Annotated in this window: 25 protein-coding genes and 1 tRNA gene; 9 read left to right on the plus strand and 17 right to left on the minus strand. The window is 35.8% G+C overall.

From position 1 onward, the window contains the following. Position 1: 1 nt before the first annotated feature. A complete protein-coding gene (locus TRESU_RS04985) occupies positions 2 to 2,407 on the minus strand; it encodes a hypothetical protein (RefSeq protein ID WP_013701195.1) in 2,406 nt (801 codons plus the stop codon). A gap of 120 nt (positions 2,408 to 2,527) precedes the next feature. Here TRESU_RS04985 and TRESU_RS04990 point away from each other — a divergent pair, with 120 nt between their 5' ends. Then, positions 2,528 to 4,117 (plus strand): glucose-6-phosphate isomerase, encoded by a 1,590-nt coding sequence (locus tag TRESU_RS04990; protein ID WP_013701196.1) that lies wholly within the window; start codon positions 2,528 to 2,530, stop codon positions 4,115 to 4,117. 67 nt (positions 4,118 to 4,184) lie between these two features. On the opposite strand, the gene TRESU_RS04995 is transcribed toward TRESU_RS04990, so the two are convergent. From TRESU_RS04995 to rpsP, 12 genes are all read right to left on the minus strand, one after another. Further along, positions 4,185 to 5,078, minus strand: a complete 894-nt coding sequence (locus TRESU_RS04995; protein ID WP_013701197.1) for a TatD family hydrolase — start codon at positions 5,076 to 5,078, stop codon at positions 4,185 to 4,187. A 52-nt stretch (positions 5,079 to 5,130) separates the two neighbouring features. Beyond that, positions 5,131 to 5,218 (minus strand) — tRNA-Leu (locus tag TRESU_RS05000). A gap of 75 nt (positions 5,219 to 5,293) precedes the next feature. After that, complete coding sequence (locus tag TRESU_RS14185; protein WP_013701198.1) at positions 5,294 to 5,782, minus strand: hypothetical protein; 489 nt, start codon at positions 5,780 to 5,782, stop codon at positions 5,294 to 5,296. A 19-nt stretch (positions 5,783 to 5,801) separates the two neighbouring features. Continuing rightward, a complete protein-coding gene (locus TRESU_RS15120; protein ID WP_013701199.1) occupies positions 5,802 to 5,966 on the minus strand; it encodes a hypothetical protein in 165 nt (54 codons plus the stop codon). A 3-nt stretch (positions 5,967 to 5,969) separates the two neighbouring features. Beyond that, entirely contained in the window at positions 5,970 to 6,332 is a 363-nt protein-coding gene (locus TRESU_RS05010; protein WP_013701200.1) for a YraN family protein, read from the minus strand. Beyond that, entirely contained in the window at positions 6,329 to 6,592 is a 264-nt protein-coding gene (locus tag TRESU_RS05015; protein WP_013701201.1) for an EscU/YscU/HrcU family type III secretion system export apparatus switch protein, read from the minus strand. Before TRESU_RS05015 ends, TRESU_RS05010 begins: the two co-directional genes overlap by 4 nt. Next, positions 6,589 to 7,623 (minus strand): hypothetical protein, encoded by a 1,035-nt coding sequence (locus TRESU_RS05020; protein WP_013701202.1) that lies wholly within the window; start codon positions 7,621 to 7,623, stop codon positions 6,589 to 6,591. Before TRESU_RS05020 ends, TRESU_RS05015 begins: the two co-directional genes overlap by 4 nt. 94 nt (positions 7,624 to 7,717) lie before the next feature. Next, positions 7,718 to 8,191, minus strand: coding sequence for a 50S ribosomal protein L19 (rplS, locus tag TRESU_RS05025; RefSeq protein WP_013701203.1), 474 nt, complete (start codon positions 8,189 to 8,191; stop codon positions 7,718 to 7,720). A gap of 9 nt (positions 8,192 to 8,200) precedes the next feature. Continuing rightward, complete coding sequence (trmD, locus tag TRESU_RS05030; RefSeq protein ID WP_013701204.1) at positions 8,201 to 9,013, minus strand: tRNA (guanosine(37)-N1)-methyltransferase TrmD; 813 nt, start codon at positions 9,011 to 9,013, stop codon at positions 8,201 to 8,203. Positions 9,014 to 9,018: 5 nt separating this feature from the next. After that, positions 9,019 to 9,624, minus strand: a complete 606-nt coding sequence (gene rimM / locus TRESU_RS05035; RefSeq protein ID WP_013701205.1) for a ribosome maturation factor RimM — start codon at positions 9,622 to 9,624, stop codon at positions 9,019 to 9,021. Continuing rightward, the gene (locus TRESU_RS05040) at positions 9,624 to 9,857 is read right to left on the minus strand and encodes a KH domain-containing protein (RefSeq protein ID WP_013701206.1); all 234 of its coding nucleotides are present in this window, start codon (positions 9,855 to 9,857) and stop codon (positions 9,624 to 9,626) included. The genes rimM and TRESU_RS05040 overlap by 1 nt, the downstream gene beginning before the upstream one ends. A gap of 17 nt (positions 9,858 to 9,874) precedes the next feature. Then, a complete protein-coding gene (rpsP, locus tag TRESU_RS05045; RefSeq protein WP_013701207.1) occupies positions 9,875 to 10,141 on the minus strand; it encodes a 30S ribosomal protein S16 in 267 nt (88 codons plus the stop codon). 245 nt (positions 10,142 to 10,386) lie between these two features. Between rpsP and TRESU_RS05050 the strand changes: the two genes are divergently transcribed. The 8 genes from TRESU_RS05050 (at position 10,387) to TRESU_RS05085 (ending at position 20,645) form a co-directional block, all read left to right on the plus strand. Continuing rightward, entirely contained in the window at positions 10,387 to 11,571 is a 1,185-nt protein-coding gene (locus TRESU_RS05050; protein ID WP_013701208.1) for a galactokinase, read from the plus strand. A 310-nt stretch (positions 11,572 to 11,881) separates the two neighbouring features. Next, on the plus strand, positions 11,882 to 13,411 hold the full coding sequence (gene rny / locus TRESU_RS05055) for a ribonuclease Y (protein ID WP_081454807.1): 1,530 nt from the start codon (positions 11,882 to 11,884) through the stop codon (positions 13,409 to 13,411). A 108-nt stretch (positions 13,412 to 13,519) separates the two neighbouring features. Then, positions 13,520 to 14,713, plus strand: coding sequence for a hypothetical protein (locus TRESU_RS05060; protein ID WP_013701210.1), 1,194 nt, complete (start codon positions 13,520 to 13,522; stop codon positions 14,711 to 14,713). 60 nt (positions 14,714 to 14,773) lie between these two features. Further along, positions 14,774 to 16,081 (plus strand): hypothetical protein, encoded by a 1,308-nt coding sequence (locus TRESU_RS05065; protein ID WP_013701211.1) that lies wholly within the window; start codon positions 14,774 to 14,776, stop codon positions 16,079 to 16,081. 12 nt (positions 16,082 to 16,093) lie between these two features. Continuing rightward, on the plus strand, positions 16,094 to 17,710 hold the full coding sequence (locus TRESU_RS05070; RefSeq protein WP_013701212.1) for an MBOAT family O-acyltransferase: 1,617 nt from the start codon (positions 16,094 to 16,096) through the stop codon (positions 17,708 to 17,710). A 32-nt stretch (positions 17,711 to 17,742) separates the two neighbouring features. After that, the gene (locus tag TRESU_RS05075) at positions 17,743 to 19,248 is read left to right on the plus strand and encodes an AMP-binding protein (protein ID WP_013701213.1); all 1,506 of its coding nucleotides are present in this window, start codon (positions 17,743 to 17,745) and stop codon (positions 19,246 to 19,248) included. Then, positions 19,235 to 20,404: a diaminopimelate decarboxylase family protein gene (locus TRESU_RS05080; RefSeq protein WP_013701214.1), complete on the plus strand. Its 1,170-nt coding sequence runs from the start codon at positions 19,235 to 19,237 to the stop codon at positions 20,402 to 20,404. Before TRESU_RS05075 ends, TRESU_RS05080 begins: the two co-directional genes overlap by 14 nt. A 19-nt stretch (positions 20,405 to 20,423) precedes the next feature. Then, the gene (locus TRESU_RS05085; protein ID WP_013701215.1) at positions 20,424 to 20,645 is read left to right on the plus strand and encodes an acyl carrier protein; all 222 of its coding nucleotides are present in this window, start codon (positions 20,424 to 20,426) and stop codon (positions 20,643 to 20,645) included. Between the two features lie 5 nt (positions 20,646 to 20,650). Here TRESU_RS05085 and TRESU_RS05090 read toward each other — a convergent pair whose 3' ends face one another. The 4 genes from TRESU_RS05090 to TRESU_RS14195 all read right to left on the minus strand — a co-directional run bounded on the left by TRESU_RS05090 (position 20,651) and on the right by TRESU_RS14195 (position 22,835). Continuing rightward, complete coding sequence (locus TRESU_RS05090; protein ID WP_013701216.1) at positions 20,651 to 21,544, minus strand: glycosyltransferase family 2 protein; 894 nt, start codon at positions 21,542 to 21,544, stop codon at positions 20,651 to 20,653. A 100-nt stretch (positions 21,545 to 21,644) separates the two neighbouring features. Further along, complete coding sequence (locus tag TRESU_RS05095; RefSeq protein ID WP_013701217.1) at positions 21,645 to 21,857, minus strand: DUF2281 domain-containing protein; 213 nt, start codon at positions 21,855 to 21,857, stop codon at positions 21,645 to 21,647. A gap of 159 nt (positions 21,858 to 22,016) precedes the next feature. Beyond that, the gene (locus TRESU_RS14190) at positions 22,017 to 22,415 is read right to left on the minus strand and encodes a hypothetical protein (protein ID WP_013701218.1); all 399 of its coding nucleotides are present in this window, start codon (positions 22,413 to 22,415) and stop codon (positions 22,017 to 22,019) included. Positions 22,416 to 22,502: 87 nt separating this feature from the next. Continuing rightward, entirely contained in the window at positions 22,503 to 22,835 is a 333-nt protein-coding gene (locus tag TRESU_RS14195; RefSeq protein ID WP_013701219.1) for a glycosyltransferase family 2 protein, read from the minus strand. Positions 22,836 to 22,891 lie beyond the last annotated feature (56 nt).

Raw genomic sequence — 22,891 nt, forward strand, 5'->3', positions numbered from 1 at the left:
TTTACAATGTTCCTTCAAATAAAATCTTTTTTCCTGATAGAATTTTGAGCGTTTTGCCATTCCATTCAATTGTTCCTTTTTTATTCGAAATCCTTTTGAATGCCTTGTTTTCTTTTAAATCAATTTCTGAAATTTCTTCGGAAATAAATTCTGCATTAAGCACTAATGGTGAAGCCTCAAAATTTTTCTTGTCATTTAAGAATTCTAAAATTTTTTTTGCGCTGTTTTTTAAAACTATAGTTACAACCGTTCCGTTTTTCGTTTTTAAATAATATGCCGGCAGATATGAAACATCGTTGAATTGCTCTATTGCAATATTGTTTTTGCTGAGTTCCATTTTCATTTTTCTAGGAAGCGAAACTTCATCAAAATATTCTGAAAAAGAATTTCTTAAATTCGGATTTAATGTGCTATATATTTCATTGTTGTCAAAATCTTGAATTAGTTTTTCGTAGTTTTCAATCCTAAGATCAATTAGCTCAATGACTCTTCTATAAACAAAATTTCTATATTGAACAAGTTCTTCAAATGAAGAAAAATTTGTCGCAAGCAAATCTGCTCCGTAAGTTGAAAGCTGCTTTATTTTGGGAAAATTTATTTTATTCAAAAAAGTTATTGTTGTTATAAAATCCAGCGCAGAATATCCCCATCTAGTATGCCGTGCAGTTTTTTTCAGTTCTTCAAATTGCTCTAAATCAGAGTTTAAAAGCTCTCTGTATTTTATGTTTTCATTTATTTTGCTTTGAATAAGACTTCTTTCTTGTATTGAATAAGTTCGTCCTTGTTCAAGCAGCAGGTTTTCGTTTTTGAAATCTTTTAAAAGCGGCAATGCGAATTCTGAAATTTTTGGAATTTCTTCAATTCCTTCCCGGGTCATCATAAAAATGTATTTTACAGATTTTGATGAAAATGGCTTTTTTAACAGCTTAGGTCTTTTCGTATTTATGCCGATTTCAAAATATTCTTTTGTGCCTTCTCCTGTAAATGCAAAAAGATTGTGGTTTTTATTTTTAAAAATTTCATCTATTATTTTTTTGAATTCCCCGGAATAATTTTCAAGTTTAGATTCATCAAACTCTGCTGTTATGAAATAGTTTCTTGGAGTTCCGTCGAATCCAGGATTTTTTCTTTTTGGGTAAGTCCATTTTTCTAAAGGAAAAAGTGTGCACGAAAATGTTTGTTCTCCATCGCTGATTTCAAAAATGCATTTGTCCTCGCTCATCAATGAAACGCCTTTTAAACTGCATTTGAAATTCTCTTTTGTTGAATCGCTTATTATGAGATTTCCTGTGTATGAAAATTCAGCTTCTTCGCCAAGCTCGTTTTTTGTTGAATCAAGAAAATCGCTTTCTTCTAAATAAATTTCTTTTTCAACAAATTTCCATTCAGAATCGAAAATGCTTTTTTCATAAAAACCTGTATTGCCGTCTTTGTCTGTTCCTGCAACTCTTAAAATTCTAGCACCGTTTCCTTGACCGTTTTGCGCAATGCTTATTATTTTTGAAAGTCTGCCTTTTCCTTCAATTTGAATTTTTGGCTGCTCAAGCCATTCTTCTGCCGGTAATGCCCAGGGCGAATAGTTTGAAAAATAATTTTTACCTTTTTTCTTTTGCTCAAGCTTATCATAAGTATACTGAAACCACATTGGATCGCAGCCCATTGTATCAAAATCTACAAGCCTTGTGTACATTGTTCCTTTTGCGCCGATTAAAAAAATTGTATCTGCGGAAGCGCTTAAGCTTTCTGAAATAAATCTTCCGTTTAGAGGAACTTGAATCTGTCGGCTAAAATCAGCAGGAAGACCACTGTCTGTAAATCTTATGTGCAGTCCGTCTTCTGTTAAAAAATAAATTGTCTCAAGTCCCATCGTTCCGTAGTGATGTTCGTTTCCGTAAATATCCGTATGGTACAAAACATCTTTTCTGCGACAGCCCATTGACCATGCCCGTTTATTTTTTGTGAATTCATCTTGCTTTAAAAATCCGTTTTCTCCTTTTGGAAAACCAAACGCTCTTTTCCATACAAAAGGAGATTCCGGCGCGCTTCTATCAAGGAAAGTTGTGTAAAGAATTCCGTTGTTGTCAAAAACATAAAGACTGTCTCCGTCTGCGGAAATTTCTGCAACTCGCTCTGGAATTGGAAATTCATCAAGCCCTGTTGTGTTCATTTTAGAATAGGGCAGCCCGGTTTTTAGAAAAAGTCTCCATTTTTTTTCGCTTGGCTTCTTTGCGTAAATTCTTCCGTCTACAATTGTAAAATCAAAATACTTGCAGTGAGACTGCGTCATTGTTCTTAAAAAAATTTCATCAGGAAGAAATCCGCTTGCATCTTGTGAATTTATTTTTAAATCTGAAATTAAAAAAATCGCTGCGATAAAAAATACTTTTTTTATATTGAAGAAATTCATTTTTAACTAATTCTCCAGAACTAAAAATTGTTCATTGTAAATTAAGATTTTAGCATTCTAGCATATAATTTTTTTTTTTGATATACTTGGATTTAAACCATTTTTTAAGAGGCTATCATCATGTCAAATATTGCATGGAATAACTTAGACACATTGGAAAGCTTTAAAAAACTTCAGGCTTTAAAAGACTGTGTTTCAGTTGCAAAAGAGCTTTCAGGGGCAGAAGCTGCAAAGCGTGTCGCTGAATATTCAATTCCTATGGCAGACGGACTTGTTTACAATTATGCTGCAAAGCAAGTCAACTCAAAGATAATTTCAATTTTTGAAGAGCTTGTAAAAGAAAGCCAGCTTTTGGAAAAATTCGAAGCGTTGTACAACGGAGACGTAATCAATACTGGTGAGAAACGAATGGTTCTTCATCAGCTTCTTCGCGGACAGCTCGGAAAAGATGTCGTTGCCGACGGTGTTAACAAGCGTGATTTTTATATAAATGAACAGAAAAAAATTGCTGTCTTTGCTGAAAAAGTTCATTCTGGAAAAATCGTAAACGAGAAGGGTGAAAAATTTACTTCCGTTTGCCAGATTGGTATTGGTGGTTCAGACTTGGGACCTCGCGCAATTTATCTTGCTCTTGAAAATTGGGCAAAGCAGACTGGAAATTTCAAAATGGATGCGCACTTCATTTCAAATGTTGATCCTGATGATGCGGCCTCTGTTCTTCAGTCTATAGATCTTTCAAAGACAATTTTTATTCTTGTTTCAAAGAGCGGAACAACACTTGAAACTTTGACAAATGAATCGTTTGTAAAAGACTTCTTGAAAAATGCCGGTCTTGATCCAAGCAAGCACATGATTGCTGTAACAAGCGAAACTTCTCCGCTTGCAAAAAGCCCGGATTATCTTGAAGCGTTCTTTATGGACGATTATATCGGCGGACGTTATTCTTCTTCATCTGGAGTCGGCGGAGCAATTTTAAGCCTTGCGTTTGGCTCTGAAGTTTTTGACGATTTCTTAAAAGGCGCGGCAGAGGAAGATAAGCTTGCAACTGAAAAAGATGTAAGAAAAAATGCTGCATTAATGGATGCGTTGATTGGAGTTTATGAGCGCAATGTTCAGGAATATCCTTCGACAGCAGTTCTTCCGTATTCACAGGCACTTTCAAGATTTCCTGCTCACCTTCAGCAGCTCGACATGGAATCTAACGGAAAAAGCGTAAACCGTTTTGGCGAAAAAATAAACTATGTAACAGGTCCTGTAATTTTCGGTGAGCCTGGTACAAACGGTCAGCATTCTTTTTATCAGCTGCTTCATCAGGGAACAAATATAATTCCGCTTCAGTTTATCGCATTTAAAGAAAATCAAACTGGAAAAGATGTTGTCATTCAAGATTCCACAAGCCAGACAAAACTTTGCGCAAATGTTGTAGCTCAGATTGTTGCTTTTGCCTGCGGAAAAAATGACGAGAATCCAAACAAATTCTTTGCCGGAGAACGTCCTTCTAGCTTGATTTACGGAAAGCAGGTTAGCCCGAAAACTCTTGGCGCGCTTTTGGCTCATTATGAAAACAAAGTTATGTTCCAGGGATTCCTTTGGAATGTAAACAGTTTTGACCAGGAAGGTGTTCAGCTCGGAAAAACTCTTGCAAAATCAGTTCTTTCAGGAAAAATGGAAGGCGCATTGAAAGCTTATGCAGAGCTTCTCATAAAGTAAGAGACAGTTTTCAAAACTTATCTGATTAAAATGCCGGAAAATTTCATTGCGATTCTTCCGGCGTTTTTTATTTTTTCAGTTTGAAAAGCTCGCTGCAGTTGTCGTCTACAATTTTATTCAGCTTGTCTACGCTTAATCCTATTTTTTCAGAAATAAATTCGTAAGTGTATTTTATTAAAAGCGGATTATTTTCGCTTCCGCGCATCGGAACTGGCGCAAGATATGGAGAGTCTGTTTCAAGAAGAATTCTGTCTTTTGGAACATATTGCAAAAGTTCTATAAGCTCGTCCATTTTTGCTTTTTTTGTATATGTGGTTGCGCCTCCAAATGCAAGATACCAGCCCAAGTCAAGAAATGTTTTTGCCTCGCTAAGTCCGTAAGAAAAACAGTGGATAATTCCTCTGTTGTAATTTGCCGCGCGGAGCACATCGACCGTGTCTTCAAATCCGTCCCGTGAATGCACAATAAACGGAAGATCCAGTTCCTTTGCAAGTTCCAACTGCATTTCAAAAAGCTCTTTTTCGCCAAAGAACATTTCCTTGTCAAAGTCCGATTCGTTGCGTCCGTCTGGTCCGCTTGGATTCCAATGATGGTCAATTCCGCCTTCGCCAATCGCCGCAAGATGAGATGAAAAGCAACTTGAACTTTCCTTGAATTCTTCAATGCTGTCCCTAAGCTCTTCCAGGCACGATTCTCTTTCCTTTATTGAATCTGGATCAGGCCAAATTCCTGAGCTAAAGAAAATCGATTTTTTCAGTTTGCTTTGCAGATTCACATCCGGAATTTCTTCCAGGCAGTTTTCAAGAATTTGCGCGCGCTCAGCCAAGTCCGAGCATTTTGTGCCAATGTCAAGCCCGAAATAAATTCTGTTTTTTGCCATCTGCTCAAGAATTTCAGTTCCGAATTCTTGTGAGTTATTTTCAACCAGATAATGAAAGTGAAAATGCGTGTCTGAAAACATTTCTAAACCTCGAAAAAAAAAGCAGCCTGAAGTTTTCAAGCTGCCTGCTGTTTGCCGGGAACCAGAATCGAACTGGCACGGCAGGTTAAATTGCCGAGGGATTTTAAGTCCCTTGTGTCTACCTATTCCACCATCCCGGCGACGCAAAATATTATATAGAATTCTAAAAGTTCTTTCAACCGCAAAAACAGTTTCTGGCTGAATATATTCAAAAATTATTTGATTTTGCTGTAAAGGTCAGCCATCTCGCTGCGCCATTCAGGTTTCTTGTCTTTTTCTTCCCAGTCGATTATTTTTTTTATTGAAAAATGCTTTGTGTCGCTTGGACTTGCAAAATGAACAATTCCGAATCTGCCTTGCCCGATGTACGTGAGCTTGTCGCCAGTTTCAATTTTTTCATTTTTTGAAATAAGCTCAATTGCGCAGTCAAAGTGAATTAAAGAATCCGCGCCTTTGCTGTTTATTGCGGTCGAAATATCCCGGATAATTTGTCCGCAGACTGAGCATACTGGCTGATTTGCCGATTTGAATTTTTTTATGGCTTCTTCATCATGCTGAATTTGTTCCGGCGACACAGATTTTATTGTAGGACGAAATACTGGCTTCGGAGGCTGAAAATTTTTCCGCTCGTCAAAATCCCTTCTATTGTTGCTGTTGTTTTTCCAGTTTCCGTTGTGTCTTCTTGAATGTCTGTCTCTTCGCATGGCATGAATTATAGTTCAATTACAATTTTTTTTCTATATGAAATTCTACAATATGGCGGCTCATTATAAGCGCGATTCTGTCTACGGCTGAATTTATATAGTTTTCATCCTGAATTTTTTTCTGTAGCTCCCTTATGCGGGGAGAAAGTGCTGAATTTGGCGTTGCATTGTTTACAGCCTGCATTATTTACTCCGAAAAAGCGTTTTCAATATGATAAACCGGATCCAGCCCCGGAACATCAATTGCTATTACATCATAGCGTATGAATCTGTTATTATATTGTCGATGTTTTTTCAGGTAACATTTAGAAGTTTTAATAATCTTTTTTCGTTTTATTGAATTGAGCTCATGCGCAAGAATTTCAGCATTTCCAAGCGGAAGGCTTTTTACTTCCACAAAAACTAAAAAATTCTGTTTTTCCGCTATTATGTCGATTTCTCCTTCCCGAATTCTGAAATTTCTGTCAAGAATTGAATATCCGTTTTTTATTAGAAAATCCCTGGCTTTTTCTTCGCCTGTTATTCCTTTTGTCCGCGTGGATTCTTTCACTGGGCTTTTTCCATATTTTTTATAAAAGTGAAAATTTCTGCAATCGCTTCCCAAGTGCTTTCTGGAATGCATTCGCCAATCTGCCGCATTGAAAGAATATTTGCTGCAATGTCGTTTTCTACAACTGGAATATTGTTTTCCTGCGCAATTTCGACCATCTTTTTTGCGAGAATTCCGCTTTCTTTGGCTGAAATAAAAGGCGCGTCTGCATTTTCAGGATATTTTAAGGATACTGCGAAAAAATTTCTTATCTGTTTCATACAGCAGAATCCTTGAATGGCAGGAAAAGTTCTGAATCAGTGCAAAGACTGTCAGAAAAAGCCAAGGCGGAATAGGTTACTGTCACAGAATCGCCGTTCATGCCGGAACAAAGCAATTCTCCAAGCCGCTCTTCCTCAGAATGAATGTTAGAGGTCAAAAGCGACGGTAATGTACAGAACCGCACTTCCGTAACCTTGCTCTTATTTAAATATAACACAAAAAAAAATTTTTTCCACTCAAATTCGCAATTTATTTGTATTTTTTCTGTTATTTTTTTGTTAAAATCAATTAAAATTCTGATTAATCCTTTTGCTTCGTCTTTTTCAAGCTGCCACAAAAAGGGGAGGATTATCCAGTGCTTTCCAGTTCCGTCTTTTGACTTTATGTGGTTTGCAAGCGTAAGAATTCCGTCTTTGTTTTCTGGAATTTCCTTGTAGATTTTTTTTAGGAAGTTTTCGGTGCTTTTCGCGATTTTTTTTTCTTTGTTGCTGGAATTTTTCCATTTGCCGGGGTCGGTTAAAAGCAAAAATTTTTCTATTAAATTTTCTTCCGGCTCGATTCCTTTTTCCATTAGCATTGCTGAAATTTCCGCCGCTTGTTTTTCTTTTCCCGGAAACAAAGATGAAATTGATTTTGCTTTCCTGATTACTGATTTGTCAAGTTTTACGCCGCTTTGAATCATCTGCTGGACAGTTTTTAGGACAACGGAATCCGATTCAATTCCCGCCGAATTTAAAAATTCCAACAGCGTGCGCGGAAAAACGTCCGCAGCTTTTTGCTCTGAAAGTGTTTTTAGAATGATTTTTGAATCTGCGCCTATTTCGAGCGTGGCTTTGAATGAGTTTCCTTCGGCAAGCGGAATTTTGCTTTTTACGTTGATTTTTGCGCCTTGCAGAAAAACTGTGTAGTTTCCGTTTCCAAGATTTTTTATAACTTTTACAGAAACTTCGTTTCCTGCCGAAAGTTTTTTCTGCGGAATGTTCTGGCTTTGAATGTATGAGCTTTTTATGTTGTCGATTGCTGCGGACATTTTGATAATTTTATAAACATTGATAAAAAAAGGGAAGACACAAAAGTATCTTCCCCTGGATTAAGCTGTAAGAATGTAGGATTTCTTAAAAATCTTATTTCTTTTCTTTTGCTGCTGCGGATGCCGCGGCTTCTTCTGCCTTGTGCTCTGCGTTGATTGCAGCTTCTTTTTTGTCTTCTGCTGCGTTTGCTGCCTTAGCTGCTGCAAGTTTTGCGTTTGCCTTTGGTCCGAGAAGCTCCTTGATTTTTGCAGCTTTTCCAACCTTGTCGCGAACGTAGTAAATCTTTGAGCGGCGAACTTTTCCAAGGCGAACAATTTCAACCTTGATAATGCGCGGGCTGTTTACAGGGAATACACGCTCAACTCCAACGCCATAGCTAGTCTTGCGAACTGTGAATGTCTTTGAAATTCCTGAGTTCTTGAAGCAAATAACAAGACCTTCATAAATCTGAATACGTTTTGTTTTTCCTTCGATGATTTCAAAGTGAACTTTTACAGTGTCTCCTACGCTGAAATATTCTGCGTTAGGTTTCTTCTGCTGTTCTTCAATAGTCTTTATAAGATCCATTTTTATCTCCTATTTGCCGCTGTCTTTTGTTCTTGACTGAACATAACGCAGCTTGCTTTTTTGCTTGCGGTCGTTCTTGTATGTTACAAAGTCCGTAAGCGTCCCGATCATTTTTTCTGCTTCTTCTGTAAGAGTACCGTCAGTTCTTGCCTTTTGAATCAGATCTGGTCTGTTCCGCAAGGTTTTCTGAAGGCTCTTAAAAAGCCGCCACTTTCGGATTTCTTCATGGTTTCCGCTGCTTAAAACAGCCGGCACTTCCATGCCTTTGTATACATTCGGCCTTGTATACTGGGGATATTCCAAAAGGCTGCCTGAAAAACTTTCTTCATCCAAAGATTCGCTGGTTATTACGCCGTCAACAAGTCTGTAAACTGTGTCCACAATGACTGTAGCGGCAACTTCCCCGCTGGACATTACGTAATCCCCTATGGAGATTTCCTCGTCAACGTAGGAGTCAATAATCCGCTGGTCGATACCTTCGTATCTTCCGCAAATCAGGACAATTTCATCTTTCCGGCTGAGTTCCTGGGCTTTTTTCTGTGTAAAAGGCTTTCCGCTTGGCGTAACATAAATAACATGCTTCGTCTTTTTGTATGCTTCTACACTGTCCAATGCCAGTCCTAGAGGTTCCGGGAGCAAAAGCTGTCCAGCGCCTCCGCCGTAGGGAGCGTCATCACAAGTGTGGTGTCTATCAAAGGCAAAATCCCTGATATTGACCAAATCGTAGGCAATAATTCCTTTCTCTACCGCTTTCGCCATGATCGAGCTTGTAAAAAAAGCGCGCGGAATTTCAGGAAATAAGGTCAGCACAGTAAATTTCATAGGAATTACTCCAGAATCCAGAGGTGCATGAGCTGCATAGCTTTATTTTCAATATCGACTTTGCCAATAAACTGGTCTTTGAATGGAACAAAAACTGTTCTTGCTCCGCCATTTTTATTCAGCTTAATCGAATCGTCCAAAAAACTGCAAGCCTCGGACAGCAAAATCTCAACGAGATAACCTGATCCGCCTTCCGTTACGTTTGTGACTGTTCCAACAACTGAATTTTCATCAATTGCCGGTGCGGTATTATCCGCCGTTTCCTTTTTATACCATACCGAGCATCCTTTTAAATCCTCGATATACCACTCATTTTTCTGCAGTTTATGAGCATTTTTGCGTGGAACTACGATTTTCCACCTGTTGTATCTTGCAGCTTCTTCAGGTGAATTTATTCCAGCTAGTTTCATGTACAGAGTGGACGCCGCTTCCTTTGTTGATTCAACTTTGAAAGTTTTTTCAGCTGTTCCGTCTGTCAAAGCCACTTCTTCCATACTTGCAAAATGCCCGTACTCGCCGGAAGTGCTTTCTACTTTGAATTCGCCCGTTATTCCATGGGAACCGCGGACAATGCCAACTACAAACCGCTCTGTCATCGCATTCGATGCCATCAGTCCAGAATTTCCAGGCTGTAATGCTTTCCGTCTTTATTTGACGTTGCGCTTAAAACAGTACGCAGAGCTTTTGCAATACGACCGTATTTGCCAATAACCTTGCCAATATCACCTTGTGCAACGCTTAACTGAAGAACAGGTCCGCGCTCGCCTTCGGTTTCCGTTACAGAGACTGCATTTGGATCATCGACCAATGACTTTGCAATAAATTCAATCAGGTCTTTTTCCATGTTGTGCTCCCTGTAATTTATTTGGTGATTTTTGTTCCGTCAGCAGCCAATCCGCCCTGTCTGAAAATCTTTTTTACGATTTCTGTAGGCTGAGCTCCAACGCTGATCCAGTATTTGGCGCGTTCTTCATTGAAAGAAGTCTGGCTTCCTTCTGCAGCAATTGGATGGTACTGTCCGATTTCTTCGATTGTTGCGCCATCACGTGGTTTTGCTGCGTCAAGGACGACAATGCGGTAGTCTGGGCGTTTTTTTGTGCCCATCTTCTTTAGTCTGATTTTGACCAATTTTTTCCTCCGATATGAGTTTTCCACACTAAACAGTGTGAACTAACATTTTAGTGAAAAGATTCAGTAAATTCAAGAGTTAAAAGCATTTATGGCGCAGTTTCATTGTAAAAAAAATACTTCTGTTCATTTTGCGCAACTGATTGCTCTTTGCTTTTTCCTTTAACTTGCTAACTGAAAAATTCTTTGTTATCATAAAGTCATCTTTAAGAACTCACTTTAATTTTTGAATTGCGAGGTTTCAAATGGCTGAATTGTATAATCCAAATTCGCTTCCTGCTGATTTTGTAAAGTTTTACGGCGGAACAGAAGATTCTGTAAAGATTTTTTCTTCACCGGCAAGAATCAATATTATAGGCGAGCATATTGACTACAACGGCGGAAAAGTTTTCCCTGCTGCTATAAACCGCTATCTTTATGTTGCCATCAGAAAACGCAATGACACAAAAGTTGTCTACAACGACCTTAAATTTCCTGGAAAATATGAATTTGACATAAATGACGATTTTAAATATGCCAAGGAAAACGGATATGCAAACTATCTAAACGGAATTCTTTCCCAGATGAAGGAAAAAGGCTTTAAATTTGACTGCGGATTTGAAATTCTCATGGTAAGCAATGTTCCTGCGGCCGGCGGAATTTCATCTTCTTCTGCCCTTGAATGCGGTTTTGCCTATGCTGTAAGCGAAACTTTTGGCTTTGGAATCGACCGTGTTGAAATTGCCAAGCTTGGCCAGATGAGCGAGCATAATTTTATGAACGTAAACTGCGGAATTATGGATCAGTTTATAATTTCCACAGGAAAAAAGAATACAGCAATTGTCCTTGACTGCAACACGCTTGAATATGAATATGTTCCGCTTGAGCTTGGAGACTACAGATTTGTTGTCATGAACACAAACAAGCAGCGCCGTCTTGCAGACAGCAAGTACAACGAGCGCAGAAGCCAGTGCGAGGAGGCCTTGAAGATTCTTCAGGACGGAGGCGTGAAAATTTCCGCGTTGTGCGAGCTTTCTCCAGAGCAGTTGGAAAATTTAAAAGCTTTGATAAAAGATGAACTTCTTGTCCGCCGCGCAAAGCATTGTGTCTATGAAAATCAGCGTGTAAAAGATGCCGTTAGCGCATTAAAAGCCGGAAATCTTGAAAAACTCGGCAAACTCCTGAACGAAAGCCACGAGTCCCTCAAAAATGACTATGAAGTTACAGGAATTGAGCTTGATACTCTTGCGGAAACTGCCCAGAAACAGGACGGATGCATCGGAGCAAGAATGACTGGAGCTGGATTTGGCGGCTGCGGAATTGCGCTTGTTCATAAAGACAAAGTTGAGCAGTTTGTTGAAAATGTCCAGACTGAATACAAGAAAGTTGTAGGATACGAAGCTTCATTCTTTGACTGCGAAAGCGGCGATGGAGTTTCTCACTTCAACTAAAATAGTTAGTCTGAAAGTTGAGTTTTATTAAAAACCATTGTTTAACTTGACTGTCATTCCCGTGCAGTGCGCCGCAAGGCGGACGTTGACACGGGAATCTTTAGTTCTATGGGATTGTCGGGTCAAGCCAGATAATGACAGTAAAGTATAAAATTCAGAATTCGTCTTTTTGAGATTTTCAGGATTTATTTTGCTTTTAAAAGTTATTTTCTTCTATATAATAAACTATAGTATTTGACATTCTCTTTCTTATATATTACTATAATAAATCAATTATTCTAACTAAATGATAGGAGAAAATGAAATGTCAATGAATTTGATATTGTTCATTGTTCTCCCTGTAGCAGGAATACTTCTTGGATGGACAATTCGCTGGGTTTATGCCAGATTTCAACTTTCCGCCTCGGAGCAAAAAGCCGAGCGCGTTAAACAAGATGCAATAAAAGAAGCGGAAGCTCAGAAAAAAGAGATTCTTCTTCAGGCAAAAGAACAACTCATTCAGGACCGTAATCAGCAGGAAAGGGAGAACCGTGAACGCCGTACAGAACTACAGCGTTATGAAAGCCGTGTAAACAAAAAAGAAGAGCTTCTGGAGCAACGAAATCAGGAGTTTGAAAAGCGCGACAAGGAATTTGCTCTAAATGTAGCGGAGCTTCACAAGCGCGAGGCTGTTCTTTCTGAAGAAGAAGGAAAGCTTCGGGTGGAGCTTGAAAGAATTTCGGGGCTTACTGCGGAAGAAGCAAAGGCTCTTATAATCAAGAACCTTGAAAATGACGCCCGCCATGACGCTCAGTCTTTGCTGAACAAGATTGATCAGGAAGCTCAGCTTAATGCAGAAAAAAAAGCGCAGGAAATTCTTGTTTCCGCCATTCAGCGCATTGCAACAGAAACTACAAGCGAAATCACAGTCGCGACAGTTTCTCTTCCAAGTGACGAAATGAAGGGCCGCATTATTGGACGCGAAGGCCGCAACATCCGTTCTTTGGAAACTTTGACTGGCGTTGACATTATTATTGATGATACGCCGGAAGCCGTTGTTATCAGTTGCTTTGATCCTGTAAGAAAGGAAATTGCGCGTGTGGCTTTGGAGCGTCTTATTATCGACGGAAGAATTCATCCGGCTCGTATAGAAGAAATTGTTCAGAAGGTTACCCGCGAAATTCAGCAGAAGATTTACGAGGAAGGCGAAAAGGCTTTGTTTGAGCTTGGTCTGCACAGCATGAGCCAGGAAGCGATAAGAGCTATCGGCCGCCTTTACTTTAGAACAAGCTACGGACAGAATGTTCTTACGCACTCAAAGGAAGTTGCTGAGCTTGCAAGCATTCTTGCCGCAGAAGTCGGTGCAAACAGGGAACTTGCAAAACGCGCGGCATTGCTTCATGACATTGGAAAAGGCGCGGAAAATGACAGCGACCAGAACCATGCAGAAGTTGGTGCGGAAATGGCACGCAAGATGGGCGAAGATCCTCGAGTAGTCAATGCAATTGAAGCGCACCACAACGATTGCGAGCCTCAGACAATAGAAGCTGTTATTGTTCAAGTTGCCGATGCGATAAGCGCAGCCCGTCCGGGAGCAAGACGAGAAACTGTAGACAACTATGTTAAGCGTCTTGAGAATCTTGAGGAAACTGCAAAGAAATTCCACGGAGTAGAGCAGGCCTATGCAATTCAGGCTGGACGTGAACTTCGCATTCTTGTAAACAATGATAAAATTCCAGATGAGCAGGTAAAAGATCTTGCAAAGCAGATTGCAAAGCAGATTGAAACTGACTTGCGTTATCCTGGAAGAATCAAAATTACAATGATTCGCGAAACCCGCATTATTGAATACGCAAGATAATTATTGAGCCCTGGAAAAATTCCGGGGCTTGTTTTTTTTGTATTATTGTGCTGGCGAATTTCAAATAATTTGTTTGACAAAATGCGTTTTAGGGTTCAGGATTTTATTATGACAGATGTTGAAAATCTTGAAAAAATAATCCGCGATATTTTTGGTGTAAGAAAAATCATCAAGAAAAGACGGAACACAAACAAATGCATTCAGCCTCTTAACATTTATCCGCTGAATATGTTTGCCTTCAATTTTATAAACCGCCTTACCCGGCTAAATGAAAAATTCAAGGACAATAAAGATGCGTTAAACACAATCTGCGAGCGTGTAAAAAATCTTGGCGAGGCGAAAGATTCAGGCTGGGCAGGACCTTACAGCGAGCTTGTGGCTTTGGATTTTTATTCGCAGTTTTCAGAGTTCCTTGGAATTTCTTATATAAATCTTCTTGAAATAAAGCGGCACAAGGAAAGCATTCCGGCTAAAAACGGACAGAAAGAAAAAATCGACATTGACTTGTGCCTTTCACTTAAAAATGAAAATCTTTTTACTGATGTAAAGTCGTTCAACTGTGTGCATCAGATTATTTTTGACCGGATTTTTGAAGCGGTGGAAAATTATGCCGCAAAGGAATTTAAGAAAAACATTTTAATCGGCGTAGACAACCTTTCAAGTCTTGACTATCTTGATGTGAAAAATTCCCTTGTTTCAAAACGGCACGAGATTGAGCGGCTTTTGAAAAATGCAGTGAAGAAGAATCAGAATTTTGTTTCGTATTTTTCTGATTCAGGACTTGCGTTTAATTTTAGAATCAGCTGGCCGGGCGAGCTTTTGACTGTAAAAGATTATTCTCCGTTCGCAATGGCTCAGGCTTATAGATACAAATTCCTTGACTACGGAAACAAGCTTGTGGACAACGAATATTCGCTTATAACAATGGTAAAAAATCCTTGGTTCAATGAAGAAACTGTGGACTTTGGAAATTTCAATAATATGTTTTACCGCTCGTTGAGCCGCCGCACTTTTATGGAGCTTGCCAAAAATGATTTTCCTGCAAAAGATTATTCTTCCGCCTATAAAACTGAAAAAATAAAAGTCTGCGATGTTTCAAAAAGCATTGCCGGAATTGTTTTTATTGATGACAACAGCGTGCGATCAAAATATTACAAAAGCCTTTATTCCGCCTACATTTATCTGAATCCGAATTACAAAAACAAAACGCCGCTTTCAATCCGCAGCATAGAAAAATTTTTCCGCAACAAATACGAAGTTCAGATAAAAGATTTTGACGATTTCAAGTGGGATAATTATTAGAAAATTAAAAATGCTCTGCTCTTTTATATAAATGAAAAATGTGTTATAATTTCTTCTATTATGCAGAGACGCTTTGTCCTTTCAGTAAAAATTGTTTTGTTCGGAATTATTTTCTTTGTTTTGTCTTCAATAATAGCTTTTTTTATTAAAAATGATTCTGATGCTTATACTAGAATTCTCATGTATGAATTTAATAATCAAGAAAATATTGATGTGATTTTTTGCGGCGCATCTCATGTAAGCCACGGAATTTATCCAAAATTAGCTGATGAAAAATTCAATTTGAATACATTTTGTACAGGAACACCTTCTCAAGGCATAGATGGAACTTATGCCATTTTATCCGCGGCAGTAAGAAAATATAAAATAAAAAAAGTTTTCTTGGAAATGGATTTTGCTGTGGCCGGCAGAGGTGAAACTCCGTTTTTTCAGAAAACACCTTCTACAAGCGCTTATTTAGTTTCGGAATATTTGAAAGATTCAAGGGTAAAACTTGAATATCTTCTTACTGTAACAAGTCCTAAATATTATTTGAATTCACTTTTGCCAATTGGAAAAGACAAGCTGCTGGATTTAAATCCTTCAGTTATTTTTAAAACAGTAAAGTCAAAAGTAGACGGCTCTTATTATCGGTATGAATATTCTGGAAAAGATTTTTATACAGGAAAAGGTTGTATTTTTGATAGAAAAGTTATTGCCAATGGAACTTTTTCGTCTGGATTTGAAAAACCAATCCCTGTTAAAAATATTTCAAATGAATGGAAAAATACTATTAGAAAAATTGTGAAATTGTGCAAAGAAAACAATATAAGCATTGATTTCTATTCAAATCCAAGCAGCGATTTTTACCTTATGGAAAAAGGCAATTACGATGAATATGTTTCTTTTTTACGCTCTTTTTTAAATGAACTTGGTTACGACTATTATGATTTTAATCTTTGCCATCCAGAATTTTTAAATCTTGAAGACTGTGATTTCAGCGATGACAATCACCTGAACAAAACAGGAATAGAAAAATTTACATCTGTTTTTTGCGATTTCTTTAATGGAAAAATAGAAACTGACAAACTTTTTTATAAAACTTATTCTGAAAAAATTGAAAATCAGCTTCCAAAAATTTATGGTTTAATGCTGAAAGAATCTCCTGATAAAAAATCAATCGAAATAAAACCAGTTATAAATCATGAGGGAGGGCTTGTGACTTATACAGTTTATGCTTTGTACGATGGAAAAGAAGAGATTCTTTTTGAAAATTCTAGCAACAATATTATAGTTTATCCTGCCGCAACTTCTGGAAAAATAAAAATTTTAAGTTTTTATGACGGAATCCTTAATAACACTATTATAGAAGACTACACAGCTTTTTAATTTGGAAATTTTATGAATTTTAGAACTTGGTCATTTTGTTTTTTTCTTGTAATTTCACTTTTTTGTTATTATAAACTTCCAAAGAAATTTCAATGGATTTGTATTTTAATTTCCAGCGTTGTCTTTTATGCTTTTAGTGGAGCTGTAAATCTTATTTTTATTTTATTTAGTTCTTTTTTAACTTTTTATGGAGCTAAAAAAATAACATCATACAATCTTTTGCTTAGAGAAAAAAAATCTGTTTTAACAAAAGAAGATTTTAAAGTTGAAAGAGAAAATATAAAACATATAAAAAGAATTGTTCTTTTGATAGTTCTAATATTAAATATTGGTCTTTTGGCATATTTAAAATATTGGAACGCATTTGTTTCTTTTTTGGGCAATTGTTTTTTACTTAATTTTGATTTCCTGAAATTTTCCGGCTTTAGAGGCATTCTTCTTCCTCTTGGAATTTCATTTTATACATTCCAGACAACTGCATATTTCATGGATATCTATAATGGAAAATATGAAAATGAAAAGAATTTCCTGAAATATTTTACGTTTGTTTCTTTTTTTCCGCAGTTGATAATGGGACCGATTAATCGGTTTGACAAGCTTGGAATTCAGCTGAAAGAAGAGCATGAATTTGATTTTGAAAATATTAAGCATGGTGTGCTTTTGATTTTGTTTGGTGCAATGAAAAAATATTGCATTGCTGACTTGCTTTATACTCGAATTTCTTCTGTTCTTGATCATCCTTATGATAATCTTCCTGGCAGCTTGATTGCTTTTGGAATTTTAGCTTTTTCAATTTATCAATATGCTGATTTTTCTGGCGGAATAGATATGGTTCTAGGAATTTCAAAATTGTTTGGGCTTGAAATGCAACCGAACTTTAAGCAGCCGTATTTTGCAAGAAACCTGGCGGACTTTTGGAGAAGGTGGCATATAAGTTTGGGATTATGGATGAAAGACTATGTTTTTTATCCGCTTGCATTAACTCATTTTATGCAGAACATTGGAAAGTTTTTTTCTGCGCATGGCGGCAAAAAAATTGGCAAGCATTTAGCGCGCACTGTTCCTGCTGGAATTGCAAATATTGTGGTTTTTCTTCTTGTTGGAATTTGGCATGGGCCGGAACTTCATTTTGTTTTATGGGGCTTGTATAATGGTCTTGTAATTGCTTTTAGTGATTTGTTTAAGCCGGCTTTTGAAAAATTATCTTCTATTCTTCATATTAATGTAAAAAGTAAAAGTTTTGTTGTTTTTCAAATAGTCAGAACTTTTATAGTTGTTAACATAGGCGCATATTTTGACAGGATAACAGATGTTAAAAAATGCTTTTTGTATTTGAAGCGGACATTTTTTAATTTTGGCACTTTAGAAATTTACAAATCACAAGCTTATTTAAAAAGTGTTTTCGGTAGTTTTAGATATGTAGAATCTGAACTTGTTTTAATAATTTCAGCTTCGATTATTGTTTTTATAACAAGTTTTCTAAAGGAAAATAAAGTCGATTTGTATACTGCGATACAAAAGAAAAACATTGCATTTAGGTGGAGCGCATATTATGTTCCGTTAATACTCGTTATTCTTTCTATGTCATTTTCTCCGTCAAATCCTGTGTTTATGTATGCCCAGTATTAATCTAAAATTAATAAAATAAGGATGCTTGTAAAATGAAATATACAGTTCTTGATTATCTTGAAAAAACAGCTGAAATATATCCTGATAAAGTTGCGTTTGCAGATGTTAATGATTCTATTACTTGGAAATCTCTTGTTGATGAATCAAAATCTCTTTCTGGTGCAATTGCAAAATATTTTCCAAAAGGAACAGCTGTTCCTGTCATGTGTGAAAAATCAGTTGTTACAGTGAAATTATTTTTTGCTGCTTTATATGCTGGCTGTTTTTATTCTTTTTTCGATTTTTCATTTCCAGATGAACGTTTAAATTTAATGATAAAAACTCTTGAAACTCCATTCATTCTAACAGATAAAAAAAGAGAGAAAAAAGTTCAGAACCTTTGTGCACAGCCGCTTTTTATAGAAGACTTGCTGGCGGAAAATATTTGCTATAATGAAAAAAGACGTAATAATATAATAGATGTAGAACCCGTTTATGCAAATTTTACATCTGGCTCAACAGGTGTTCCTAAAGCCGTTGTAGTTTCTCATCGTTCTGTTATAGATTTTATAAGCTGTTTTACTGAAATTTTTGAAATAACTTCAGATGACAGAATTGCTAATCAAGCTCCTTTTGATTTTGATGTTTCAGTGAAAGATATTTTTTCTGCAGTTTTTACAGGCGCTTCCGTTTATCTTATCCCAAAAATGTATTTTTCATTTCCTGTAAAACTTTTGGATTTCCTTTGTGAGAATCAGATTACAACTCTTATCTGGGCTGTTTCTGCTTTGTGCATAATTTCAACATTGAATGGATTTTCTTATAAAATTCCAACGTCAATAAAAAAGATTATGTTTTCAGGCGAAGTTATGCCGATAAAGCAGCTGAAAATATGGAAAAAATATATTCCAGATGCAAAATATGTAAATCTTTTCGGACCTACAGAAATAACCTGCAACTGTTCATATTTTATAATTCCAGATGAAATTCCAGATGATTATGATATTCCAATTGGAAAGCCGTTCCCTAATGAAAGAATTTTACTTATTGATGAAAATGAAAATCTTATAGCAGAAAATGACACTGAATCAAAAGGTGAAATTTGCGTGTCTGGAACTTGTGTTTCGCTTGGCTACATAAATAATAGCAAAACGAATGAGGTTTTTATTCAGAATCCATTGAACAAAAAATATTTTGAAAGAATCTACAAAACTGGCGATCTTGGACGCTATGGAAAAGATGGAAATCTTTACTATCTTGGCCGCAAAGATAATCAGATAAAGCACATGGGACACAGAATTGAGTTGTCTGAAATTGAAAAAGGAATAGAAAAAATATGCACAATATCAAGGGCTTGCTGTATTTTTTTTGAAAATAAAATAACTGCTTTTTATACAGGCTCTCAAACTGAAAAAAAAGAAATAGTTTTTCAACTGAAATCAATTCTTCCTGCATACATGATTCCAGCTGATTTTCTTTTTATAAAAGAATTTCCTGTAACAAAAAATGGAAAAATTGATAAGAATATTTTAAAAGGACTAATGAATGAAAAGTCATAATTTTAAGGAACTTGCAGAAAAATATGGAACGCCTTTTTATCTTTTTGATTTTGAGATATTAAAAAATCGAATTGAGCTGTTAAATAATAAGCTTCCTAAAAATGCTGAGCTTTGCTATGCTATAAAGGCTAACGCTTTTTTACTTCAGGCTTTGAAAGATTTGAAAATTCTTTTTGAAGTTTGTTCTAATGGGGAACTTTCTATTTGCCATAAATACAATGTAAATCCTAATCATATTGTTTTTTCCGGCGTAGTAAAAACAAAAGAAGATATAAAAAATGCGTGGAAAATGCACGTTAACACAATAACGCTGGAATCTCTTGAACATTGCCGATTTTTAAAAGAAGTTGCAAATGAAGAAAATGGCGATTACATTCAAAATGTTTTAATTAGGCTTTCAAGCGGAAACCAGTTTGGAATGTCAGAAAATGATGTTTTGGATGCTCTGAAAATTTTAAAGCAGTTAAAAAATGTAAATTTTAGAGGCGTTCATTATTTTTCAGGTACTCAAAAAAAATTAAAAAAAATAGAAACTGAAATTCAATATATTCAGGATTATTGTGACAATCTTCAAAAAATGTCTGGAATTGAATTCAATGAAATAGAATATGGTCCGGGATTTTCATTTGATTATTTTGCGCAGCCAGATTTTTCTGAAAACTATAATGACTTTGACGCTGTTGCAGGCTTGTTGGAAAAATCAAAATATAAATTTACAATTGAAGCAGGACGTTTTATTGCATCTTCGTGCGGATTTTATGTTTCAAGGATAATGGATCTAAAATCTACAAATGATGTAAATTATTGCTTGATAGATGGCGGCATAAATCATTTGAATTATTATGGCCAGATAATGGGAATGAAAATTCCGCCTGTTTCTCTTGTAAAAAATAATACTGACGCGAAATCTGATAAATGTGCCAGTTTTGAAATTTGCGGTTCTCTTTGCACAACAGCTGATGTGATTACAAAATGTTTGTCGCTTGATTCTCCTGCTATAGGCGATTTCCTTGTTTTTAAAAACATTGGCGCGTATTCTGTTACAGAAGGCATTTATTTGTTTTTAAGCCATGCGTTGCCGTGTGTGATTTCCTATGATAAAATGGAATATAAAATTTTAAGACAAAGTTTTGAAACATATAAAATAAATTCATAATAATAAGGATGGTTGATTTATGGAAAAATTACTTGAAATTCTTACAGAGCTTAAACCTGATGTAGATTTCTCTACGGAAAAAAATCTTATTGACAATGCTGTTCTTGACTCATTTGACATTGTCCAATTGATTTCTCAGCTAAATGATGCGTTTGATATTGAAATTACGCCAGCTGATATTATTCCTGAAAATTTCAATTCAGCTGAAAGCCTTTGGGCTATGATTCAAAAACTTCAATAAAAATCTTATAAGCTGTTTTTAATTTTAAAAAGTAATTTATAAAGGTTAAAAACAGCCAGCAAATATTTTGCAAAGTTTGCAGCATTTGGATTATATTTGAAAATTATTTTCATCTCATCTTTTGGATTTTTCCTTGTTTTGCAGACAAAAGATGCTTTTTTCCTAAAAAAACTTTCGACAATTTCCGGGTCAGAAAGAATTGCCTCTTTGTGTTTTTCAAAAAGCATTTCCATTCCTCTTACACCTTTTTGAGGATTTTTTGTTATGGAATCTTTTTGCTGGTAGACATCAACAAGAACTGCTTGCTGATAATATAATTTATATTTTTTTACTAAATCAAGGGAGAGTGCCCAGTCTGTAAATCTAGGTTGGTTTTCATCAAATAGAACATATTTAAAACATTCTGCTTTTCCAATGATTGTCTGGGATGTAGTACAGTTGTATTTCAATAATTGCTTATATGAAACAAAACCTTCTTTTACTAATTTTTCATTCGGATGATTATATAAATATTTGTGAGTATCTTCATCGTTTACGGCAGTCTGACAGCATAAAATGTCCGCATCAACTTCTTGAAATTTATTCATCTGGACTTCTAGTTTATTCAGATGCCATATATCATCACTGTCGTGATGGGCGATATATTCACCAGAACTTTCTTTTATGCCAGTGTTTCTCGCCGCATTTTGCCCTTTGTTTTTAGGATGTCTGATAACTTTTAGCCTTTTATCATTGATTTTTTCCAAAATGTCGATTGTATCATCAGTTGAGCAGTCGTCAACAACAATCAACTCGATATTCTTGTAAGTCTGATTCAAAACAGAGTTTACCGAGGCTAGAATTGTATTTTTTCTGTTGTAAGTCGGAATAATTACAGATACTAATGGTTCGTTTTTCATGGTTTTTATTTCCAAATAGATTTTATTGGATATTTCAGAATTGTAAGTTTTTCTGTTTGATCAAAACTAAATAGTAAAATGTTTGTATCTATTAAATACACTAAATATAATCCTTGAAACATTCTGGAGTTTTATCAAAATCTTCTGTCATAAAGATTTTGCCTTTCAAGCCACCTAGTTTTCTTTTGGGCTTCTTTTCTATTTTCGGATTATGTTTTAACAAATCTGCAATAAATGATAAAAGCGTTATTTTTTCATCATAAGAACATTCTTTTATCTGTTGTGTAAGTGTTGAAAATGCAATATCACTCATTTTAAGCCCTCCAATAGAAAATATTTTTACTGTGCTTATTCTAACACAAAACTATTTTCTTGTCAGTTGTAATTTACAACTGCTATATAACACAACTATTTTTCTAGAAAATATTCGTAAAGTTTGAAGTGAAAAAGCATTTTGTTTTTTAAGTGAAATTCAATATAATCTTAGCTTTATTAAAATTAATTTAAGAAAATCTTTTATTATATTTTTCTTCATTTTATCAACAACCTTTAGCTTTTTATAGAATTTAATATTATTTTCGTCAAATATACATTCATTTCTAGTAAATAAAGAATCTTCAATCGTTTCTGGCATCCTGTTCCAAGCGCTTACATCAGTTCTTTTCTTTGTTGCTGCGCGATCTTTTATTCTTTTTTCTATTTGCTGCGGACTTCGATATTGATAATGTTTTACAAGTATTTTTTCTGGTGCCATAATACCGATATTCATAGGATATTGGCTTGCAACTCCATTGTCCCATTGTATATTTTTTCTATATCTAAAAAATCTGCCTTCTGACCAGCATGTCGGTTTTAAATATTTTATATACATTTTATCTTCTTCAAAGTTTCCAGAAAAATCATATTCTTTTAAATCCTCTTTTGTAAGAACATAATCAATAGATTTTTTAGAAACCCATTAGAATCTTTTTGGTATTCTTTGCAAAAAATCTCTGGGATTCTCAATATAAAATTCATCTGCATCCAGCGCATAACACCACCAGTCTTCTTTTGTAGAAAGATGTCGGAATTCATTAAAAACATCAGCTCTCATTCCTCTTCTGAATGAGCCAAAATCTTGTTTCCATGGAGTGATTATTTCATTCTTCATGGATTTTATAATTTCCCAGGTTCCGTCGGTTGAACCATTGTCTATTATAAAGATTTTATCAGCCCACTTTTCAGCTTCTTTTAAAACATAGCCAACAATATCGGCTTCATTTTTTACAAGCATTATCGCAAAGATTTTCATATCCACATTTTAGGGGCACTTTTAGTTTGTCCATTTGCTGCGGATATGTTTTTTTT

This window comes from Treponema succinifaciens DSM 2489 (assembly GCF_000195275.1).
Classification (GTDB): Bacteria; Spirochaetota; Spirochaetia; order Treponematales; family Treponemataceae; genus Treponema_D; species Treponema_D succinifaciens.

What these genes read in the sequence shown, in the direction of transcription:
- TRESU_RS15120 (WP_013701199.1), bottom strand. Translation starts at nt 5,966, where the DNA reads ATGCAGGCTGTAAACAATGCAACGCCAAATTCAGCACTTTCTCCCCGC.
- TRESU_RS05040 (WP_013701206.1), bottom strand. Translation starts at nt 9,857, where the DNA reads ATGGAAAAAGACCTGATTGAATTTATTGCAAAGTCATTGGTCGATGAT.
- TRESU_RS05060 (WP_013701210.1), top strand. Translation starts at nt 13,520, where the DNA reads ATGACAGATGTTGAAAATCTTGAAAAAATAATCCGCGATATTTTTGGT.
- trmD (WP_013701204.1), bottom strand. Translation starts at nt 9,013, where the DNA reads ATGAAATTTACTGTGCTGACCTTATTTCCTGAAATTCCGCGCGCTTTT.
- TRESU_RS05015 (WP_013701201.1), bottom strand. Translation starts at nt 6,592, where the DNA reads ATGAAACAGATAAGAAATTTTTTCGCAGTATCCTTAAAATATCCTGAA.
- TRESU_RS05070 (WP_013701212.1), top strand. Translation starts at nt 16,094, where the DNA reads ATGAATTTTAGAACTTGGTCATTTTGTTTTTTTCTTGTAATTTCACTT.
- TRESU_RS14195 (WP_013701219.1), bottom strand. Translation starts at nt 22,835, where the DNA reads ATGAAAATCTTTGCGATAATGCTTGTAAAAAATGAAGCCGATATTGTT.
- TRESU_RS04995 (WP_013701197.1), bottom strand. Translation starts at nt 5,078, where the DNA reads ATGTTTTCAGACACGCATTTTCACTTTCATTATCTGGTTGAAAATAAC.
- rny (WP_081454807.1), top strand. Translation starts at nt 11,882, where the DNA reads ATGAATTTGATATTGTTCATTGTTCTCCCTGTAGCAGGAATACTTCTT.
- TRESU_RS14185 (WP_013701198.1), bottom strand. Translation starts at nt 5,782, where the DNA reads ATGCGAAGAGACAGACATTCAAGAAGACACAACGGAAACTGGAAAAAC.
- TRESU_RS04985 (WP_013701195.1), bottom strand. Translation starts at nt 2,407, where the DNA reads ATGAATTTCTTCAATATAAAAAAAGTATTTTTTATCGCAGCGATTTTT.
- TRESU_RS04990 (WP_013701196.1), top strand. Translation starts at nt 2,528, where the DNA reads ATGTCAAATATTGCATGGAATAACTTAGACACATTGGAAAGCTTTAAA.
- TRESU_RS05090 (WP_013701216.1), bottom strand. Translation starts at nt 21,544, where the DNA reads ATGAAAAACGAACCATTAGTATCTGTAATTATTCCGACTTACAACAGA.
- rplS (WP_013701203.1), bottom strand. Translation starts at nt 8,191, where the DNA reads ATGGATCTTATAAAGACTATTGAAGAACAGCAGAAGAAACCTAACGCA.
- rimM (WP_013701205.1), bottom strand. Translation starts at nt 9,624, where the DNA reads ATGGCATCGAATGCGATGACAGAGCGGTTTGTAGTTGGCATTGTCCGC.
- TRESU_RS05065 (WP_013701211.1), top strand. Translation starts at nt 14,774, where the DNA reads ATGCAGAGACGCTTTGTCCTTTCAGTAAAAATTGTTTTGTTCGGAATT.
- TRESU_RS05075 (WP_013701213.1), top strand. Translation starts at nt 17,743, where the DNA reads ATGAAATATACAGTTCTTGATTATCTTGAAAAAACAGCTGAAATATAT.
- TRESU_RS05085 (WP_013701215.1), top strand. Translation starts at nt 20,424, where the DNA reads ATGGAAAAATTACTTGAAATTCTTACAGAGCTTAAACCTGATGTAGAT.
- TRESU_RS05050 (WP_013701208.1), top strand. Translation starts at nt 10,387, where the DNA reads ATGGCTGAATTGTATAATCCAAATTCGCTTCCTGCTGATTTTGTAAAG.
- TRESU_RS14190 (WP_013701218.1), bottom strand. Translation starts at nt 22,415, where the DNA reads ATGTATATAAAATATTTAAAACCGACATGCTGGTCAGAAGGCAGATTT.
- TRESU_RS05020 (WP_013701202.1), bottom strand. Translation starts at nt 7,623, where the DNA reads ATGTCCGCAGCAATCGACAACATAAAAAGCTCATACATTCAAAGCCAG.
- TRESU_RS05095 (WP_013701217.1), bottom strand. Translation starts at nt 21,857, where the DNA reads ATGAGTGATATTGCATTTTCAACACTTACACAACAGATAAAAGAATGT.
- TRESU_RS05080 (WP_013701214.1), top strand. Translation starts at nt 19,235, where the DNA reads ATGAAAAGTCATAATTTTAAGGAACTTGCAGAAAAATATGGAACGCCT.